Consider the following 18,198-nt stretch of genomic DNA (forward strand, 5'->3'; position numbering starts at 1 on the left):
CGGCTACATCACGGCGGCGCTGTAGTAGTCGCCGTTTACCTGCACATGTACGGGCATGCCGAAGGCATCTCCCAGCGCCTCGCCTGTCAGCACATCGGCCTTGTCGCCCTGGCGCAGCACGCGGCCGTCGCGCAACAGCACCACGCGTTCGATCTCTGGCAATACCTCCTCGATGTGATGCGTCACCAGCAATAGCGTGGTGCCGCTGCGTGCGAGGCCACGGAGGCTTTCCAGGAAGCGCCGGCGGCTGGCCATGTCCAGGCCCGCGCAGGGTTCGTCCAGCAGCAGCGCACGCGGACGATGCACCAATCCGCGCGCGATCAGTACGCGCCGCGCCTCGCCGGTGGACAGGCTCGCCATGCGCCGGCCCAGCAGATGCGTGGCGCCGGCGTGGGCAATCGCCTCGTCGGCACGTTCGCGCATGGCCGCGGTGACGTGGTGATCCAGCCCGAGCCGGCGTGCGGAGAAGAAGCTCGACAACACCGCCTCGGAAACTTCCAGCGTCGCATCGCCGGTGCAATCGTCCTGCAGCGAGGGCGAGACGATGCCGAGCAGTCCACGCAGGTCCGAAACATGCCACCGATCGCGTCCGAACACGCGCATGGATGGCGTGCCGTCCTTGCGCGCCAACGGATACAGCTCGCGCGTGATCAGCCGCACCAGGGTGGATTTGCCTGCGCCATTCGCGCCAAGGATCGCGGTGTGCTCACCCGCGTCGATGCGCAGGCTGAAGTGGTCGAGGATGAGGCGGTCGCCGCGCATCACGCTGGCGCCGTCGATCTCAAGCAGTGGCGCGGAGGCCAGTTCATCGGGGTGGGGGGCGTTCATGCGTTCAACCATGCCTGCCCCGGACTGCGTTGCCAACCCCTTCCAGTGTGGACGTCCATGTGAGGTACGAGGCAGTCAACCGCAAGGTTCTTCATGGTGGGAGCGCACGCTGTGCGCGACCGCAGCGTATCGGGGCGTGCGGCAATGAACGGTCTTCGCATCATGGTCGTGATGCTTCGCCGGCCCTCGCGCACAGGGCGCGCTCCCGCAGGTTGGCCAGTGCTACTGTTCGGCAGCCTCGATCTGCTGGCGCTGCTTTTCCGCCTGCTGATCGACGGTCTTCTGCACATCGCGGGCGCGCTGCTCGTCCTTCTTCAGGTCGTCCCACGGCGTGGCGACGCGCGCGGTGCTGGCGGCGGCCGGTTGCGACACGGGCGCGGGCGGCTTGCCTGAACAGGCGGCGAGGGAACTCAGGCACAGAAGCAGGGCAAGGCGTGTCATGGGCGGTCCTCAGGGCGCATGGGCGGCAGTGTCGGGCCTGTCGGCGATGCCGGCAAGCTTGGCGTGGCACGGACCCAGGTTCTAAGCTCGGCGCATGAACGCACGCATCGACGCCTGGCAACTGCAGGGACACACCGCGCTGGTCACCGGCGCCAGCAAGGGCATCGGTTATGCCACGGCGCGTGAACTGGCGGGCCTGGGAGCCAATCTGTTGCTGGTGGCGCGCGACGCCGACTACCTGGAACAGGTGCGGGTGGACCTGCTGGATGACTTCCCGGGCATCGAGGTGATGGCGTTCGACGCCGACCTCAGCGAGCAGGAAGATCGCCTGGCGGTGTTCGACTGGATCGCCGACCTCGGCGCGCCGCTGTCCCTGCTGGTCAACAACGCCGGCGGCAACCAGCCCGCGCCCACGCTGGCGTATCGCGAGGACGAATACCGCGCGATCTTCGAGCAGAACGTATTCTCCGCGTTCGAGATGTGCCGCCTCGCCCATCCGCAGCTGGTGCAGCATGCGAACGCGGCGATCGTCAACGTGGGTTCGGTCTCGGGCATCACCCATGTGCGCACCGGTTCGCCCTATGGCATGACCAAGGCGGCCTTGCATCAGCTCACGCGCAACCTGGCCGTCGAGTGGGCCACCGACGGCATCCGCGTCAATGCGGTGGCGCCGTGGTACATCCGCACGCAGCGTTCGGAGCCCGCGCTCGCCAACGACGAATACCTCGACGAAGTGCTGGACCGCACGCCGCTGCGCCGCATCGGCGAGCCCGAGGAAGTGGCGGCGGCCATCGCCTTCCTGTGCCTGCCGGCCGCGAGTTACATCACCGGCCAGGTGCTGGCCGTGGACGGCGGCTTCCTCCATTACGGTTTCTAGGCGACGCGACAGCGAGGTTGTCCACAGCCGGTGTGGACTGCCTATGGGCAAGCCTGTGGATAGGTGATGCAAGTGCGCGCCGGTCTTTGCTTTTCACCATCGTGCTCAATGTCGCGCCACGCACGCCGTGGCTTTTCCACAGCCGTTGGGGAAAGCCTGGTGGCAAGCCTGTGGAAAACCCGGTGTCGCGCTTGCGCAGCAGGCACTTGCATGACATTGCGCAATAAATGCGCAGCGCCGCTCAGCAGTTGCGCAGCTGGGCGAGCAGGGTGGCTTCGCGTTCTTCCAGCGGCGGGCGATCGCTCTTGAAGGAGCGGCGCAGCTTGGTCTCGTTCTTGTCGTACTCGTCGCGCAATGCGTGGCAGGTTTCGGCGGGCGTGAGTTCGTGGCACTGGTCCTGCACCCAGACGAAGTTGCGCCCGACCAGGCCCGGGGTGACGCGGCCGCGATTGAGCTCGGGCGCGGACGCCCCGGCCCCTCCGGGTGGCCCGTAGGCCTGGGACAACGACATTCCCCCGCCGCCGACGATGCCGAACGGCACCAGGTAGGGTTCCGGGTAGCCATTCTCGCTGAGATAGGTGGTCTGGTCGGTGGCGCGGACACATGCATACATCACTGGCAGCGGGGCCGAGGGCGCCACAGGCGGCGGTGGGGGCGCTGGTGACGTTTCAGCCGCAGGGGCTTCCGGGGCGGCAGGCGGTGGCACCACCCGCGGCTGCGAGTCGTCCAGTTGCAGGGCCTGTTGGCGCTGGCCCGCGGCACACGGCTTGTCCTGATAGGAGACCGTGCCGTTGGCGGCCGTGCATTGATAGGCCGTGCCAGCCCACGCCGGTACGGCGAGCGAAAGCAACCACACAACAATGCATAGCCGGATCATGCGCGACCTCCCGTGGGCGGCAGGCATCCTCTCAGAATTCGGCGACGTGCTCCTCGGCGGCAAAACCCAGCGTTACCGCACCTTCGCCGACGTTGACCATGCCGGTGATGCTCATCGGCGCCTCCATCAGTTCCACGCCGCACTCCTCGCATGCTGCCCGCAGGCCATCGTAACCCGGCAGCTTGGGCAGCTCGGCCAGGTCGCCGCCGTAGCTGACGCACACGACCGGCACCAGCAGGCCGGCGTGCACGCGCTTGGCCGCATAGTCGAACAAGGTCTCGGCGCCGTGCTCGAAGCCACGGACCTTGCCGACCGGCCCGGTTTCGCCGCGATAGCCGCGCAGCAACGGCTTGATGTCCAGCGCCGAGCCGAGCACCGCGCTCATCAGGCCCACGCTGCGGTCGCCCTTCTTCTTGGCGCGCGCGCGCAGGTAATAGAGATCGCGCGGCAGCATGTAGCCGTACGAGTTGTTGGCGATATAGGTAAGGCGTTCGCGGATCGCCGCCGGCGCTTCGCCGGCTTCGATCAGGCGCGTGGCCTCGACGATGGCCGGGCCCGAACCGGCGAAGAGGCTGCGCGTATCGATCACGCGCATCAGGAACGGACCGGTGATGTTGTTGCGTTCGCGCACGTCGCGGTAGTTCTTCAGCACCGCGAAGCTGGCCTTGATCACATGGTCGTTGATGGCGCTGCGCGTGGCGGTGATGGTCAGGCAGAACACGCAGTCCTGTTCCAGCACCAGCTTGTCGAGAAACAGCTTCTGCACTTCCTCGATCGAGCAGGGCTCGGTCTCGGCCGAGTGGCTGCGGCTGCCGAGTTTTCGATCGAGAAACCGGTGCAGTTCGACCTGGTTGCGGTTGTCCAGGAAGACTTCGTTGTCGACATGGATGGTGATAGGCATCACCGCGATGTTGTGCTTCTGCAGGAACGCCTGCGGCAAGTCGCAGGACGCATCGATGGCCAGCCCCATCCGCATCGTCTCACCCCCAATCTGTGACGCGGCCAACATAGCACGCGCCCTTGCCGGTGCCGACCCTGACGCTTGGCGCATGGCCTAGGACTTTTTCACCGGTCCGCGGGCCTGCTGTTGTTCAGGGCATCGCTAACGAAGCTGTTTGTAGATGGCCGCATCGAACGCGTCGACCTGCACCACCGCGTCGCGCGCTTCGTTGGCTTCGCCGAGCGCGGCGTATTCCTCGGCCGTGATGATGCCGGCGGCCAGTGCGATGTCGTCGAGCTGGTCTTTCGAAGCGCGATCGATCCGCCCTGCACGCACGGCATCGCGCAGCTTGGTTTCCACGGGCAGGGCACGCACGGCTTTGTCCAGTGCGGCCTCGAGTTCGCCCAGGCCCGGCTCGTGCGGGCCGGGCACGTGGATGTCTTCGGTGAGATGGATGCGCGCCTCGCGGTCTTCCAGGATGGCACGAGCGGCGCGCTGTCCCAGCGCGTCCGAGGGTGGCCGGAAGCGCGCGCCCAGTGGAAACACCAGCAGGCGGGCGACACCCGCGGCGAAACCCGATGGGAGGTTGTCGAGCACGCCACGCAGCGCCTCCTGGGTGCGATACAGCGCGAGGGCCACGCCCCAGCGCGCAAGATCGTAGTTGGACGCCAGCTTCGGTTCGTCGTGGTAACGCTTGAGCGTGGCGGTGGCGAGGTATTGCCAGGCCAGTGCATCGGCGAGTCGGCCGGAGATCTTCTCGCGCCGCTTCAGCGAACCGCCCAGGGTGACCATGCACAGGTCCGACACCAGGGCGAATGCCGAGGCGAAGCGCGTGAGGTGCTGGTACTGGCGGCGCAACTCGGTGTCCGCCGGTGCCGGGGCGAGCCGGGAGCCGGTAATCCCCAGCAGCAGCGCGCGCACGCCGCGGGTGAATACGAAGTTGATGTAACCGAAGGTCGCACGGTCGAAGGCGACCCGATCCTTCGCCGCGATCGCCTGGATCAGCTTCTGCACCCACGGATGGCAACGGATGGCGCCCTGGCCATAGATGATCATCGAACGGGTGAGGATGTTGGCACCCTCCACGGTGATGCCGATCGGTACCGACATCCACATGCGCGACAGCGCGTTGCGCGGCCCGCGCTGGATGGCGGCGCCGGCGCGGATGTCCATCGCATCGCTCACCACCTCGCGCATGGCATCGGTGAGGTAGGCCTTCGCGATGGAACCGAGCACGGCGGGCTTCTCGCCCGCATCGAGCGCGCCGCAGGTGAGCGTGCGCGTGGCGGTCATCAGATAGGTGAGGCCGGCGATGCGCGCCAATGGTTCTTCGATGCCTTCGAAGCGGCCGATCGGCGTATCGAACTGCTCGCGCACCGTGGCATAGGCGCCGCAGATGCGGGTGGCCATCTGCGCGGCCCCCACGGCCAGCGCCGGCAGCGAGATGGAACGGCCGGCGGCGAGGCTTTCCATCAGCATGCGCCAACCGTGTCCGGCCTGCGCCACGCCGCCGATGATGGCGTCCATCGGTACAAATACGTCGTGGCCTTCGATTGGCCCGTTGGCGAAGGGCACGCCCATCGGATCGTGGTGCTTGCCGATCACCACGCCCGGCAGGTCGCGCGGGATCAATGCGCAGGTAATGCCTCGATCCACCGGGCCGCCGAGCAGGCCGTGCGGATCCTTCAGTCGGAAGGCCAGCCCGATCAGCGTCGCCACGGGGGCCAGGGTGATGTACCGCTTGTTCCAGTTGAGGCGCAGGCCGATCACTTCCTCGCCCTGCCAGCGACCCCATTCGACGATGCCTTCCGATTGCGTGGCGGCGGCATCGGAGCCGGCCTCCGGACCGGTCAAGGCAAAGCAGGGCACTTCCCGTCCTTCGGCCAGGCGAGGCAGGTAGCGCTGCTTCTGTTCGTCGGTGCCGTAATGAAGCAGCAATTCGCCGGGCCCCAGCGAGTTGGGCACCATCACCGTCACCGCCGCGGCGACCGAGCGCGTGGCGATGCGGGTAATCACGCGCGAATGCCCGATCTCGGACATGCCCAGCCCGCCGTAGCTCTGGGGCAGCACCATGCCGAAGAAGCGCTCGCGCTTGATGAACTCCCAGACCTCGGGTGGCAGGTCGCGATCCTGTTCGATCTGCCAGTCGTCCAGCATCTCGCAAAGCCTGGTCACCGGGCCGTCCAGGAAGGCCTGTTCGCGCGGGGACAGCGGCTTGCATTCGAAGCGGTGCAGTGCTTCCCAGTCGGGCATGCCCGAGAAGATCTGCGCATCCCACCACACGGTGCCGGCTTCGAGCGCGATGCGTTCGGTTTCCCCGAGGCGCGGCATCACCTTGCCCAGCACGGGCAGCAGGGCGCGCGCGAACAAGGCGCGGCGAAGGGGCGCAAAGCCCGTGGCGACCGCGACGAGCGCCGCGGCGAATAGCAGTCCATATAAAAGGTGTGGCGAGCCGACTCCGCGCAGGACCCAGGTGGCGAACAGGGTGGCTGCGGCGGCAACCCAGGCCAGCCATCCATGCCCGACGAAGGCAAGGCCCAACAGAAGCATCAGGGCAACGAGCAGACCGATGATCAGCATGGTGTCCTCCTGGCAGCCGTCGCCATCGTGGACAGGCAGGCTTCAAGAAAATGAAAAGACTCCGAATGCACGGCGCGTGCGGGCGCCTCGCAACAGGTAAGATGCGCGCACTGATCTGGCATCTTGCCGGCGTGGCGTCGCCGGTAACGCGCAGCGGGACAACAAACGCTGCGCCGACCCAAGGGGTCTTATGAAGGACAAACAGGAGATCGTCTCCAACTGGTTGCCGCGTTACACCGGCACGCCGCTGGAGCAGTTCGGCGAGCACATCCTGCTCACCAATTTCGGCCATTACGTCGAGCTGTTCGCGCAATGGCACGGCGTCGAAGTACGGGGCCGCGACAAGCCCATGCCCAACGCCACCGCCGACGGCATCACCCTCATCAACTTCGGCATGGGCAGCCCCAATGCCGCCACCGTGATGGACCTGCTCAGCGCCATCGGTCCGAAGGCGGCGCTGTTCCTCGGCAAATGCGGTGGCCTCAAGAAGAAGAACGCGATCGGCGACCTGGTGCTGCCGATCGCCGCCATCCGCGGCGAAGGCACCTCCAACGACTACCTGCTGCCCGAGGTGCCGGCGCTGCCGGCGTTCCAGTTGCAGCGCGGTGTCTCCACGATGATCCGCGACCTCGGCTACGACTACTGGACGGGCACGGTGTACACCACCAACCGCCGTGTCTGGGAGCACGACGAAGCATTCAAGGATTATCTGCGCCGCACCCGCTGCATGGCGATCGACATGGAAACGGCCACCATCTTCGCGGCCGGCTTCGCCAACAAGATTCCCTGCGGCGCCCTGCTGCTGGTTTCGGACCAGCCCATGATTCCCGAAGGCGTTAAGACGGAGTTAAGTGATCGTAACGTGACGACCCAATTCGTGGAACGTCACATACGTATTGGTATTGAAGCCCTGAAGCTGGTGCGGCGCCGCGGACGCAGCGTCAAACACTTGCGCTTCGAGGATGACGGCGGGGTCGATTAGCCTTGTGAAATCAGTGGCCTGGCGGCGTGCCATGCGTCCGCCCAGGCTGCCTTCACCGTGGTTTCACCATCTTCACACGATGGTCGAACAGTCGAGGCCCTGGGCCCTCGGCGCTGGGGTCTCGTCCCAATGCGGGGAATGAATCGAAATAAATTGCGTTGCCTGTCAGCGGACGGCAAATTCTTGCTGTATAGATTTTATTGACTATCTGTAAGTAAAGCGTGATAAATGCGTAGCGCTGTAGACCAAGGTCTACCCTAATGCTTTGGGTGACTCGGGCGCGGGTTTGAGGCGGGGAATCTTTCAAACCCAGTCATAAATAAATAACGGGAGGGTGTTCTCATGAAGTTTGGGGTTAAGAAACTGTCTGCGTCAGTGCATCTGGCGCTTTCTCTGGGTGCGGTGCTCACCCTTGGTGGTGTGTCCACGGCTGTGTTCGCCCAGGATGCTGGCACGAGCGCAAACGTTGATGCCCAGGACCAGTCGGCAGGAGCCCAGCAGGCTCCGGACCAGAAGGCCAAGACGCTCGAAACCGTCACCGTGACGGGTTCGCGCATCCGCCGCGTCGACGTCGAGACCGCTAGCCCGGTGCATACGATCGACCGCTCGCAGATCCAGTCCAGCGGTAAGGCGACGCTCGGCGACCTGCTGCAGGAAATCCCGTCGGTGGCCGGTGCGGCGACCAACCCGCAGGTGAACAACGGCGGTGGTGACGGTGCCTCCACCGTGTCGCTGCGCGGCCTTGGTTCGCAGCGTACGTTGATCCTGGTGAACGGCCACCGCGTGGCCCGCAACGACATCAACGCGATCCCGGCCTCGATGGTCGAGCGCGTGGAAGTGCTGAAGGACGGCGCCTCGGCGACCTACGGTTCCGACGCCATCGGCGGCGTGGTGAACTTCATCCTGCGCAAGGACTACCAGGGCGCCGAAATCAGCGCCAACGTGGGTGAGTCCGACCAGAACGACGGCTTCCGTCGCGGCTTCTCGGCCATCTTTGGCCACAGCAGCGAGAAGGGCAACATCACCGCCGGCCTCGACTACAACAAGTTCGACGGCATTTCGTCGGCGCGTCGCGACTTCGCCAAGAACGCCACCTACCTGTCGTCGGGCTCGGTGTTCAATGCCGGTTCGAGCCGCACGCCTTCGGGCCAGATCAAGGCTCCGTCGGGCACGGTGACGCTCAATGGCCAGCCGACCGGCAAGACCAGCCTCAGCGATTATCGTCCGTACGATTCCAGGTCCGATGCCTATAACTATCAGGAACAGAACCTGATCCAGACCCCGCAGGAGCGCACCAACGCTTTCGCGCTGGCCAACTATCAGCTGACCGACAGCATCCAGGCCCACCTGGACTACTTCTACAACAAGACCACGTCCAACTTCGCGATCGCGCCGCTGCCGTTCGACGCGCTGTCCGATGGCGTGCTGGTGTCGAAGAACAACTACTACAACCCGTTCGGCGTCGACTTCGGCACCGACGGCACCACGCAGGGCAACGGCTTCCGTTCGCGCTTCACCACGCTGGGTCAGCGCCAGGGCCACTACAGCACCGAAACCAACCAGGTCAACGCCGGCCTGCGCGGCAACTTCGGCAATGACTCGACCTGGCAGTGGGATGCCGACCTGAATTACGGTCACATCACCCAGCAGCAGCGCAGCTTCGGCTACATCTACTACGCCGGCCTGCGCCAGGCGCTCGGTCCGTCCTTCCAGGATCCCGCCACCGGTGCGATCACCTGCGGCACTGCCGCGAACCCGATCACGGGCTGCACCCCGCTGAACATCTTCAACGTCTACGATCCGCAGACGATCGCCACGCTGAAGAATTACGCGGCCAATCCGTACTACAACACGCTGACCATCTCGCGTCGCGCTGAAGCGAACGCCAGCGGTGAGTTGTTCAACCTGCCGGCCGGCGCCGTGTCGCTCGCCGTGGGTGCGGACTACGACAAGGAATACCAGAACTACGGCGTCGACTACATCGCGACGACCTCGGGCGCTGGCGGTACCTGCCAGATCTCGCAGGAAGCCTGCTCCACGCCGCTGTCGGGTAGCTTCAACGTCAAGGAAGTCTATTACGAAGCCCTGGTGCCGATCCTCGCGGACAAGCCGTTCGTGAAGTCGTTGAACCTGACCGTCGGCCAGCGCTACTCCGACTACTCCTCGGTGGGCAGCAAGACCACCACCAAGGTGGCCGTGGAATGGCGTCCGATCGACGACCTGTTGCTGCGTGGCACCCTGGACGGCGTGTTCCGCGCACCGACCATCAACGACCTGTACGCTGGTGCGGCCGGTTCGGCCCCGCCGCTCACCGATCCCTGCATTGGCTACACCGGTGGTCATCCGAATGCCTGCCAGAACGTGCCGACCGACGGTTCGTTCAAGGGTTCGGGTCTCAGCCAGACGACCGGCGTGAACTCGGGTTCGGTGGCTGCTGGTTACAAGCTGAAGCCGGAGTACGGCCATACCTATGACTTCGGCGTCGTGTACGACCCGAGCTGGGCCCAGGGCCTGTCCGTCAGTGCCGACCTGTGGCGTGTCACGCTGAACGACACGATCACCAACGTCGGTGCGAACACGGTGGTGAACGCTTGCTACAACAACAACGCCAGCCCGTTCTGCTCGTTCATCCATCGCTTCAACGATGGCCAGGTCAACTACATCAACCAGCCGACGGTGAACCTGGGTTCGCTGAACGTGAAGGGTGTCGATTTCAGCGGCAAGTACCGCATCCCGCACTTCGATGTGGCCGGCACCAATGTCGGCGACTTCGCGGTGTCCCTGGATGCCACGTATCTGATCCGCTACGACAACGATACCGCTCCGGGCCAGCCGGGCGATGTCACCAACCACATGGCCGGCGTGTACAACCAGCAGGCGCAGTACGGTAACTTCACGCGCTGGCGCGCGTTGGGTGGCCTGAACTGGACCGCTGGTGCGTGGTCGGCCTCTTGGACGCTGCGCTACATCGGTGCGGTCAACGTCGGTTCGAAGGATCCGTCGATGGGCTTCAGCGCTGACGCGGCGATCCCGAACGTGGTGCTGCGCATCCCGTCGATCACCTACAACAACTTCCAGTTCGGCTATAACATCGCCCAGTACAACACCCGCGTGGACGTCGGTGTGGACAACGCGTTCGACAAGCAGCCGCCGCTGTTCTATCAGAACAACGTGCTCAATGCGAACACGGACGTGAACACTTACGACACCATCGGCCGCTACTTCTGGGCTCGCGTGACCGTGAAGTTCTGATCGACATCGGGCTGTACGCCGATAACGAAACCGCGCGGTGCAAGCCGCGCGGTTTTTTTTCACTTACTCGATATGCGTCGTGATGCAAGCAAGCATTGAACCCATTGCCACTTTCGTACACGAAGGCGCTCTGAGCGAGGCCGAAGCGGCCTGCAGGGAGTTGCTGCGCAAGCAGCCCGCCTTTGAGCCCGCACTCGAATGGCTGGCCTACGTACTGCAGCTTCAGCAACGCTCGGCCGAAGCCCGCGACTGCTACCGTCAGCTGACCGAGCTCAACCCCCATAACGATAGCCACTGGAGCAACCTGGCGACCCTGCTCAGGGACGAGGGAAAGCTGGACGAGGCCGAGCGCGCCTACGCGACCTCGCTGCGCATCAATCCCGACGATTGCATCGTGCAGGGAAACCTCGGCCTGCTGTACATGGAGCGTGGCGAGTACGTGCGCGCGCGTTCGCTGTTGGTGGAGGCGACCCAGCGCCAGCCGGGCGTCATGAGTGTCCGGATCTACGCGGTGATGGCCTGCTACGAATGTGGCGACACGCTGGGCGTGGAAGAACTGCTCGCCGGCTGGGAAAGCTGGCCTCCCTTGTCGGAGGATCTGCGAGTCGACCTCGCGTGGATTTTCGCCCAGTTGGGGCGCGCCGCGGAAGCGGAGCGCCTGCTCAACGAAACCATGGATACCTCCGGGCAGCGGCCCAGGACGGTGGCGCGCCTGATTCATCTTTACGAGCGCGTGAATCGCCTGGACGAGGCACGCGGCTTGCTCGAACAGTTGCCTGAGCCGGAGACGCTCACGGATGAAGTCGACCGTTACGAGGTGATCGCGGCGCATGGCGTGATGGCCCAGCGAGGTCGCGACCCGGCCATGACGCGCGGCCTGTTGGAGCGCCTGGTCACCCAGACCAAGGAGCGCAAACACCGCAGCAATCTCTATTTCGGTATCGCCAAGGCCTGTGACAAGGCAGGTGAAACCGCCGCTGCGATGCAGGCCCTGGCAGAGGCGCACGCCATCCAGCTGGAGAACGCCGCCCAGCTCGTCCCGGAACTGATGGCGCCCGGTGTCGAGCCGCTCGCGCCATCGACCCTGCGCGTGGAAGCCTCGGATCTCGGTTCGGACGAATCCTGGCGGGAAGCCGGCGACGTGGCGACCTCACCGGTATTCGTCGTGGGATTTCCGCGCTCCGGCACGACCATGCTGGAACAGATGCTCGACGCCCATCCTGGTCTTGCCTCGATGGACGAGCGACCGTTCATGCAAGCCATTGCCGAACGACTCCAGCATCACGGCTTGCTCTATCCGGAGCATCTTTGGAAGCTGAGCGAAGACGATGCCGAAGAATTGCGCCGGTATTACTGGCACCTGGTGTCTCGTGCCGTCGAGCTCGCTCCGGGCCAGCGCATCGTCGACAAGAATCCGCTCAACCTCCTGCATCTTCCGTTGATTGTGCGATTGTTCCCGAAGGCACCGGTCATCCTCGCATTGCGGCATCCCTGCGATGTGCTGCTCAGCTGCTACATGCAGAACTTCCGTTCGCCCGGCTTCCAGGTGCTGTGCTCCTCGCTGGACCGCCTCGCGCGCGGCTATGTGAACGCGATGCGCTTCTGGGTGCACCACGAGGCGCTGCTCAAGCCGCACGTGCTGCGCCTGCGTTATGAAGACCTGCTCGACGATTTCGAACCGATGGTGAAGCGCATCGGCGATTTCATCGGTGTCGAGGACGCCACGCCGTTGCTTCGGTTCCACGAACATGCGCAACAGAAGGGTTTCATCAGCACGCCTAGTTACTCCCAGGTGACGCAGCCACCCAACAAGCGCGCGGTCGGGCGCTGGAAGCGGTATGCCGATGCGTTCGAACCGTTGCGGCCGACCCTGGCCGAGGTGATGGAGCTTTGGGGCTATGACTTCTGAATCGGTGCAGCGCGACCGCCATGACGTTCGCAGCTATGTCCAGTATTTCGACGGAGCGCTGCCGGCGCCGTTCTGCGAGCAGCTGATCGCGTCGTTCCACCAGTCGGTCGAGCACCAGCTGGTACGCGGCAAAGGCTGGCGCGCGGGCCTCGATGCGAGCGCCTGGACCGAGCTGGACCTGACGCCGCTGGCGGACGACGCGTTCAAGGGTTTCTTCTACCGGCAGATCGACGAGTACCTGGAGCGCTACAACCGCAGCCTCGGCCTCACCATCGATGTGCCGTCATCGAACGTGATCGCCCCGTTGCGCATCAAGCGCTACATCGCCGGTTCCGGCGACGGCTTCCAACCGCACTTCGATTCGCTCGGCGAAGTGGCCAGTCGCTACCTGGTGTTCCTGTGGTATCTCAACGATGTGGAGCGGGGCGGCGAAACCGAGTTCTGCGATCTTGGCCTCTCGGTGCAGGCGCGCGCGGGGCGGTTGCTGGTTTTTCCGCCGTACTGGATGTACCAGCACGCCGGCTTGCCGCCGCAGTCGAACGACAAATACATCCTTTCCACCTACCTGATGTTTCCCGCGGCGTCGGTCCAGGGGCGAGGGCTATGATGCGACTATGCACAGTCGCAGCACGTGGCATGAGGTGATGAAGGCATGAAGGGTTCCACGCCAACGGGGCAGGCGCAGGTATTTCCTGCCGATCCCGTGCAGGCGCGCGCCACGGCGCTGCAGTGGCGGCAGCAGGGGCGGCTGGAGGCGGCGGCGGGCATCATGCATGCGGCAGGAATGAGGTCGTTGGGCAGCGCGGATGCGGTGTTCGACTGCGCCCTGTTCATCAAGGAAAGTGGCAGGCATGCGTTGGCCGCGGAGCTGTGCGACGCGCAGCTGGCGTTGTCGCCGAACCACCTGCGCCTGCTGGCGCTGGCCGGCAGCATCGATCACGAGCTGGGGCGTTTCGACGCCGCCCGCACCCGTTACCTGGCCGCCATCCACGGCGGCATCGATCTCAATCAATGGTTCCTGCTGCACGCGTTGTCCACCACGCAGCGCTATGACGACGCGAACCATCCCGACTTCGCCTTGTTCGAGGCCCATGTGCACGACGCGCGCCTGTCGTCCCGTGCCCGTGCGGCGGTATGTTTCGCGCTCGGCAAGGCCTGCGACGACGTCGGCGACATGCGGCATGCCGCCTCGATGTTCCGTGAAGCCAACGGCCTGGTGAAACGTGAGGTCCACTGGTCACGCGACGTGTGGGAGCGTTTCGTTTCCGCCCAGATCCAGGAGCCGCCGGCGGCCGCGCTGGGCGAACCGTCCGGTTGCATTCCGGTGTTCGTGGTCGGCATGGTGCGCAGCGGCACCACGTTGCTGGCGGATCGCCTGGCCCGGCACGCCGAGGTGCGCAACCGGGGCGAGATGCCCTTCATCGCCTACCTGGCGGGGCAGCTCAAGGCGCAGGGCCTCCTGCATGACCTCCGTGCGTGTGCGCAGGCGCGCCAGGTCTACCTGGCGCATCTGCGCCAGGACGATGCGCCCGCGCGCTGGTACATCGACAAGCACCCCCTGAACTTCCGCTACGTGGGCCTGATCCATCGGCTGTTTCCGGAAGCGCGCGTGCTCTACTGCCGGCGTGACCGCCGAGACAACGCGCTGTCGATCTACAGCCAGTATTTCGGCCACGCGGACAATGACTACGCCTACGATTTCGAGGATATTGCCAGCTACGCCCATGGCTGCGATCGTCTGATGGCGCACTGGGTGCAGTCGCGGGGACTGCCGGTGCACGTCGTCGACTACGAGCGGATGGTGGGCGATCCGGAAGCGACACTGGCGGGGGCTGGGGCGTTTCTCGGCCTGCCGGAGGAGGCGGCTGCGACGGAGACACCTGCCGCCGGGGCGATTGCCACCGCGAGCATGTGGCAGGCACGGCAGCCGATCTATCATCGGTCGGTAGGCCGGTGGCGCAGCTACGGGGAGTGGCTGCCGGAATTGGAGCGGTTGGGCGCGGGCGGCGACGCCTAGCGCGGCGGCAGGGGAAACATCGCGGGGCCATGCCTTGCCGATGTGCCGCCAGTACGAATGGCCGGGCGGCAGCGTCGCCGCCCGGAGGGTCGATGTATCGGGGGAGCGATGAGTACGGAGTTTCACGGCGGTTCCAAGGCCTTGCGCGAACAGGCGCATGAGGGCCTGCGTCAGGGCAATCTCGCGCTGGCCGAACACCAATTCGCGCGGCTGCTGGAGCTCGTTCCCGACGACGTGGAAGCCCTGCAGTTCGTGGCGAGCCAACGCCTGGCGCGGGGGGAGTCGCTGCAGGCGATCGCGATGCTGCTCACGGCCGAACGCATCCGGCCCGGCGACGCGAACATCCTCCACCAGCTCGGCGTGGCCCGGATGGCGGCGGGCGAGTGGCGTGGCGCCGCGGACAGCCTTCGCCGTTGCATCGACCTGGCCCCGGACATGTTCGTGGCCCGCCTGCGTCTCGGCATCGCGCAGGAGCGGCTGGGCGACGCGCACCAGGCGCTGCTTGCCTATTTCGGGGCGGTGAACTCGGCCCAGGCGCAGGGGCGCTGGCTGAGCGACGACACGACCGCCCCCGGGCTGCGCGACATGGTGAAGTACGCCATGCGCTATATCGATGCCGGACGCCGGCAGCTGTTCGACCGGGTCATTGCGCCATTGCGCGATCGCTACGGCCGCGCGGAGCTGTCACGCGTGGAGCAGTGCCTTGCGATCTATCTCGGCGAACAGCCGGCGCGGCTGCCCGATGCGCGGCAGAAGCCGAAGTTCCTGTACTTCCCCGGTGTGCCGAGCCAGACCTACTACCCGACCAGCCGATTCCCATGGCAGTCGCGGCTGGAAGAGGCCAAGGACATCATCAAGGAAGAATTGCAGGCCGTGCTGGCCCAGGACGAAAGCCTGGAGCCTTTCATGAAATTCAGTTCGGCGGATGTCGCGGAAGACTACCTGCGTTCGTCCAGCCAACAGGCCGCGGCGTGGGATGCCTTTTTCTTCTACCGGCACGGCACGCGCTACGACGACAACTGCCAGCGTTGCCCGCGCACGTCGCAGTTGCTCGATGAACTGCCCTTGGTGCGCATCCGCGACCATGCGCCGGAAACGCTGTACTCGGTACTGCGGCCGGGCACGCACATCCTCCCGCATCGCGGTGTCACCAATACGCGCCTGGTCACCCATCTTCCGCTGATCGTTCCACCCGACTGCGCCATCAACGTCGGCGGCGAGCTGCATGAATGGCAGGAGGGGCGCTGCGTGTCCTTCGATGACACCTTCGAGCACGAGGCATGGAATCGCAGCGACCGGACGCGCGTGGTGATGATCCTGGACAGCTGGAATCCCGACCTCACCGAGGTGGAGCGCGTCGCCGTCACCGACCTGGTCGAGGCCATCGGCGATTTCAATCGCGCCAGCGAGGTGGCGGTGCCGGGCGGCTGAATTTCGGCCGCCGCACGGGGCGTCAGGCTCCCGTTTCCCACGCGGGCAGAGCGGGAAACTGTCATGCTTGTACCGACACGACCGTTGCCAGGAACGCCCCATGCATGCGCTGACCTTCGACCACTTCGGCCCGGCTGGCGTCCTGCGCTGGGCGGAACGCCCCGATCCGGTGCCGGGTCCGGGCCAGCTGCTGGTGCGCATGCAGGCCGTGGGGCTGAACTTCGCCGACGTCTATCGCCGCAACGGCAACTATCACCTCACCGGCACGGCGCCGTGGGTGTTGGGTTATGAGGGTGCCGGCGTGGTCGAGGGCGGAAGCGATCCGCTGTTTCCGCCGGGAAGGCGCGTCGGCTTTGCCGACATGCCGCACGCCAATGCCGAGCTGGTGGCCGTGGATCGCGAGCGCCTGATTCCGTTGCCCGATGACATCGATGCCGATACGGCCGCCGCCATACTGCTGCAGGGCCTCACGGCGCAGTACCTGGTCAGCGACAGCTTTCGTGTGCAGCCTGGTGATGTGGCCGTGGTGCATGCGGCGGCCGGTGGCGTGGGACTGCTGATGGTGCAGATGCTCAAGGCGCTGGGCGCCGTGGTGTTGGGCGTGGCGTCCAGCGAGGCCAAGCGCGATGCCGTCATCACCGCCGGAGCGGACGTGGCGGCGGGCTACGACGAGTGGGTGTCAGCCACGAAGGCGCTGACCGGCGGACACGGTGCGACCGTGGTGTACGACTCGGTGGGGCGCACGCTGGGCGACAGCCTTGCGGTCGCACGCATCGGCGGCACGGTGGTGTTCTATGGCATGGCGGCGGGCGATCCCGCGCCGGTCGATCCGCGCCTGCTGATGGATCGCTCGCTGACGCTTACGGGCGGCGATCTGTGGAACGTGCTCACGGGTGGCGAGGTGCGGCGCGAACGTGCCGCTGCGCTGTTCGAGCAGATCCGCAACGGCGTGCTGAAGCCATGCATCGCCGCTCGCTTTCCCTTGCGCGAGGGCGCCGAGGCGCACGCTTATCTGGAAAGCCGCGCGGCCATCGGCAAGGTCCTGCTCACCCTGTAGGAACGCACCCAGCGCGCGATGGCATCGTTCGGATCGCCAGGGCTTTCCGCGCTGGGTGCGACTTGCCCAGGCATCGGGCGCCTACGAAACATCCGACTCGTCATCCACCGGCAACACGTGATGGAACACGCTGTAATCGATGTGGCTCACGCCGAGCTCGTCGTCGTGTACCAGGTCGACGTAACGATGGTTCCAGCGCCACTCGCGATAGCTCCACTGCCGCCGCGCCAGCATCGATTGCGACGTGGTTTCATCGATGCCCTCGATCGACAACATCAAGGTGGCTTCCGTGGCGGCGAGCATGTCGGGCGTCAGGTCGTGCAGCGGGCTGCTTTCGTCGATCACATGCATCAGGCTCCAGCTCAGCATGAACACCGGATGGCGATCGCGCAGCAGCTTGAGGTCATGGATGCGGCGCAGCCGAAAGCCTTCGGGTGACGCTTCGCGCAGCAACAGGTGAAGCTTGGCCGAGGCTTCCGCAATCACGTTCTGCCGTGCGTTCGCCGCGCGGATCATCAGTGTGGGCTGGCCGTGGATGCGCCGGATCACCGGATGGTCGGCGAAGATCATCTTGGCGCGCGGCCGCGAGAAGCGCGCGAACACCAGGCCGGTGACCAGCGCGATGCTCAACATGCCGCTGAAGATTTCCACCGTGGCGATGACATGGCCATACACCGTCTGCGGATGCATGTCGCCATAGCCCACCGTGGCCAGGGTTTCCACGCTGAAGAAGAACGCGCCGCCGAAGTTGGCCGGAAACTGGTTGGCGATGGCGTGGTCGCCGAGCTGGTAGAGCGTGGCGAACAGCGTGTTGAGCAGTACGAAAACGGTGGCCGCCAGGCCGAAGAACACCGGCCAGCGAATGGTGAGCGCGAAATGGTAGATGTCGTCCCAGAAGCGGCGCATCAGGCCATGGCTGACGAAGGGGCGACCGCCGATGTTGACCGTGCGAGGGCGTGGGGACATCGGATGCAGCCAGCGTGGCATCGTGCAGGACCGGTCGTGGG

Annotated in this window: 14 protein-coding genes and 1 pseudogene; 8 read left to right on the forward strand and 7 right to left on the reverse strand. The window is 65.4% G+C overall.

Annotated elements, in window-relative coordinates; genetic code table 11:
- Positions 1-3: 3 nt before the first annotated feature.
- Positions 4-828, reverse strand: coding sequence for an ATP-binding cassette domain-containing protein (locus JMF82_RS01235; RefSeq protein ID WP_201312713.1), 825 nt, complete (start codon positions 826-828; stop codon positions 4-6).
- A gap of 222 nt (positions 829-1,050) precedes the next feature.
- The gene (locus JMF82_RS01240) at positions 1,051-1,269 is read right to left on the reverse strand and encodes a hypothetical protein (protein ID WP_201312714.1); all 219 of its coding nucleotides are present in this window, start codon (positions 1,267-1,269) and stop codon (positions 1,051-1,053) included.
- A gap of 94 nt (positions 1,270-1,363) precedes the next feature.
- Here JMF82_RS01240 and JMF82_RS01245 point away from each other — a divergent pair, with 94 nt between their 5' ends.
- On the forward strand, positions 1,364-2,146 hold the full coding sequence (locus tag JMF82_RS01245; RefSeq protein WP_201312715.1) for an SDR family oxidoreductase: 783 nt from the start codon (positions 1,364-1,366) through the stop codon (positions 2,144-2,146).
- A 241-nt stretch (positions 2,147-2,387) separates the two neighbouring features.
- On the opposite strand, the gene JMF82_RS21885 is transcribed toward JMF82_RS01245, so the two are convergent.
- The 4 genes and pseudogenes from JMF82_RS21885 to JMF82_RS01260 form a co-directional block, all read right to left on the reverse strand.
- Positions 2,388-2,759, reverse strand: coding sequence for a hypothetical protein (locus JMF82_RS21885; protein WP_236585239.1), 372 nt, complete (start codon positions 2,757-2,759; stop codon positions 2,388-2,390).
- A gap of 87 nt (positions 2,760-2,846) precedes the next feature.
- Positions 2,847-3,050 (reverse strand): annotated as a pseudogene (locus tag JMF82_RS22225) (DUF4124 domain-containing protein); the annotation flags it as partial.
- A 4-nt stretch (positions 3,051-3,054) separates the two neighbouring features.
- Entirely contained in the window at positions 3,055-3,999 is a 945-nt protein-coding gene (locus JMF82_RS01255; RefSeq protein ID WP_201312717.1) for a DegV family protein, read from the reverse strand.
- A 126-nt stretch (positions 4,000-4,125) separates the two neighbouring features.
- A complete protein-coding gene (locus tag JMF82_RS01260) occupies positions 4,126-6,543 on the reverse strand; it encodes an acyl-CoA dehydrogenase (RefSeq protein WP_201312718.1) in 2,418 nt (805 codons plus the stop codon).
- Between the two features lie 190 nt (positions 6,544-6,733).
- Between JMF82_RS01260 and JMF82_RS01265 the strand changes: the two genes are divergently transcribed.
- The 7 genes from JMF82_RS01265 (at position 6,734) to JMF82_RS01295 (ending at position 17,191) form a co-directional block, all read left to right on the forward strand.
- Positions 6,734-7,525 (forward strand): AMP nucleosidase, encoded by a 792-nt coding sequence (locus JMF82_RS01265; RefSeq protein WP_201312719.1) that lies wholly within the window; start codon positions 6,734-6,736, stop codon positions 7,523-7,525.
- Positions 7,526-7,867: 342 nt separating this feature from the next.
- Positions 7,868-10,777, forward strand: coding sequence for a TonB-dependent receptor (locus tag JMF82_RS01270; protein ID WP_201312720.1), 2,910 nt, complete (start codon positions 7,868-7,870; stop codon positions 10,775-10,777).
- A gap of 82 nt (positions 10,778-10,859) precedes the next feature.
- Positions 10,860-12,686, forward strand: a complete 1,827-nt coding sequence (locus tag JMF82_RS01275; RefSeq protein WP_201312721.1) for a sulfotransferase — start codon at positions 10,860-10,862, stop codon at positions 12,684-12,686.
- Complete coding sequence (locus tag JMF82_RS01280; protein WP_201312722.1) at positions 12,676-13,293, forward strand: 2OG-Fe(II) oxygenase; 618 nt, start codon at positions 12,676-12,678, stop codon at positions 13,291-13,293. Before JMF82_RS01275 ends, JMF82_RS01280 begins: the two co-directional genes overlap by 11 nt.
- 45 nt (positions 13,294-13,338) lie before the next feature.
- A complete protein-coding gene (locus JMF82_RS01285) occupies positions 13,339-14,703 on the forward strand; it encodes a sulfotransferase (protein ID WP_201312723.1) in 1,365 nt (454 codons plus the stop codon).
- 108 nt (positions 14,704-14,811) lie between these two features.
- Positions 14,812-16,134 (forward strand): aspartyl/asparaginyl beta-hydroxylase domain-containing protein, encoded by a 1,323-nt coding sequence (locus JMF82_RS01290; RefSeq protein WP_201312724.1) that lies wholly within the window; start codon positions 14,812-14,814, stop codon positions 16,132-16,134.
- Positions 16,135-16,234: 100 nt separating this feature from the next.
- Positions 16,235-17,191, forward strand: a complete 957-nt coding sequence (locus JMF82_RS01295) for a quinone oxidoreductase (protein WP_201312725.1) — start codon at positions 16,235-16,237, stop codon at positions 17,189-17,191.
- Between the two features lie 81 nt (positions 17,192-17,272).
- Here the strand turns inward: JMF82_RS01295 and JMF82_RS01300 are convergent, their stop codons facing one another.
- Positions 17,273-18,157, reverse strand: a complete 885-nt coding sequence (locus tag JMF82_RS01300; protein ID WP_236585240.1) for an ion channel — start codon at positions 18,155-18,157, stop codon at positions 17,273-17,275.
- Positions 18,158-18,198 lie beyond the last annotated feature (41 nt).

The sequence above is a fragment of the Dyella sp. EPa41 genome (assembly GCF_016586165.1).
In the GTDB taxonomy this organism is placed as follows: Bacteria; Pseudomonadota; Gammaproteobacteria; order Xanthomonadales; family Rhodanobacteraceae; genus Dyella.

Coding starts and splice junctions, on each gene's coding strand:
- JMF82_RS01235 (WP_201312713.1), bottom strand. CDS start 828: ATGAACGCCCCCCACCCCGATGAACTGGCCTCCGCGCCACTGCTTGAG.
- JMF82_RS01240 (WP_201312714.1), bottom strand. CDS start 1,269: ATGACACGCCTTGCCCTGCTTCTGTGCCTGAGTTCCCTCGCCGCCTGT.
- JMF82_RS01245 (WP_201312715.1), top strand. CDS start 1,364: ATGAACGCACGCATCGACGCCTGGCAACTGCAGGGACACACCGCGCTG.
- JMF82_RS21885 (WP_236585239.1), bottom strand. CDS start 2,759: ATGTATGCATGTGTCCGCGCCACCGACCAGACCACCTATCTCAGCGAG.
- JMF82_RS01255 (WP_201312717.1), bottom strand. CDS start 3,999: ATGCGGATGGGGCTGGCCATCGATGCGTCCTGCGACTTGCCGCAGGCG.
- JMF82_RS01260 (WP_201312718.1), bottom strand. CDS start 6,543: ATGCTGATCATCGGTCTGCTCGTTGCCCTGATGCTTCTGTTGGGCCTT.
- JMF82_RS01265 (WP_201312719.1), top strand. CDS start 6,734: ATGAAGGACAAACAGGAGATCGTCTCCAACTGGTTGCCGCGTTACACC.
- JMF82_RS01270 (WP_201312720.1), top strand. CDS start 7,868: ATGAAGTTTGGGGTTAAGAAACTGTCTGCGTCAGTGCATCTGGCGCTT.
- JMF82_RS01275 (WP_201312721.1), top strand. CDS start 10,860: ATGCAAGCAAGCATTGAACCCATTGCCACTTTCGTACACGAAGGCGCT.
- JMF82_RS01280 (WP_201312722.1), top strand. CDS start 12,676: ATGACTTCTGAATCGGTGCAGCGCGACCGCCATGACGTTCGCAGCTAT.
- JMF82_RS01285 (WP_201312723.1), top strand. CDS start 13,339: ATGAAGGGTTCCACGCCAACGGGGCAGGCGCAGGTATTTCCTGCCGAT.
- JMF82_RS01290 (WP_201312724.1), top strand. CDS start 14,812: ATGAGTACGGAGTTTCACGGCGGTTCCAAGGCCTTGCGCGAACAGGCG.
- JMF82_RS01295 (WP_201312725.1), top strand. CDS start 16,235: ATGCATGCGCTGACCTTCGACCACTTCGGCCCGGCTGGCGTCCTGCGC.
- JMF82_RS01300 (WP_236585240.1), bottom strand. CDS start 18,157: ATGTCCCCACGCCCTCGCACGGTCAACATCGGCGGTCGCCCCTTCGTC.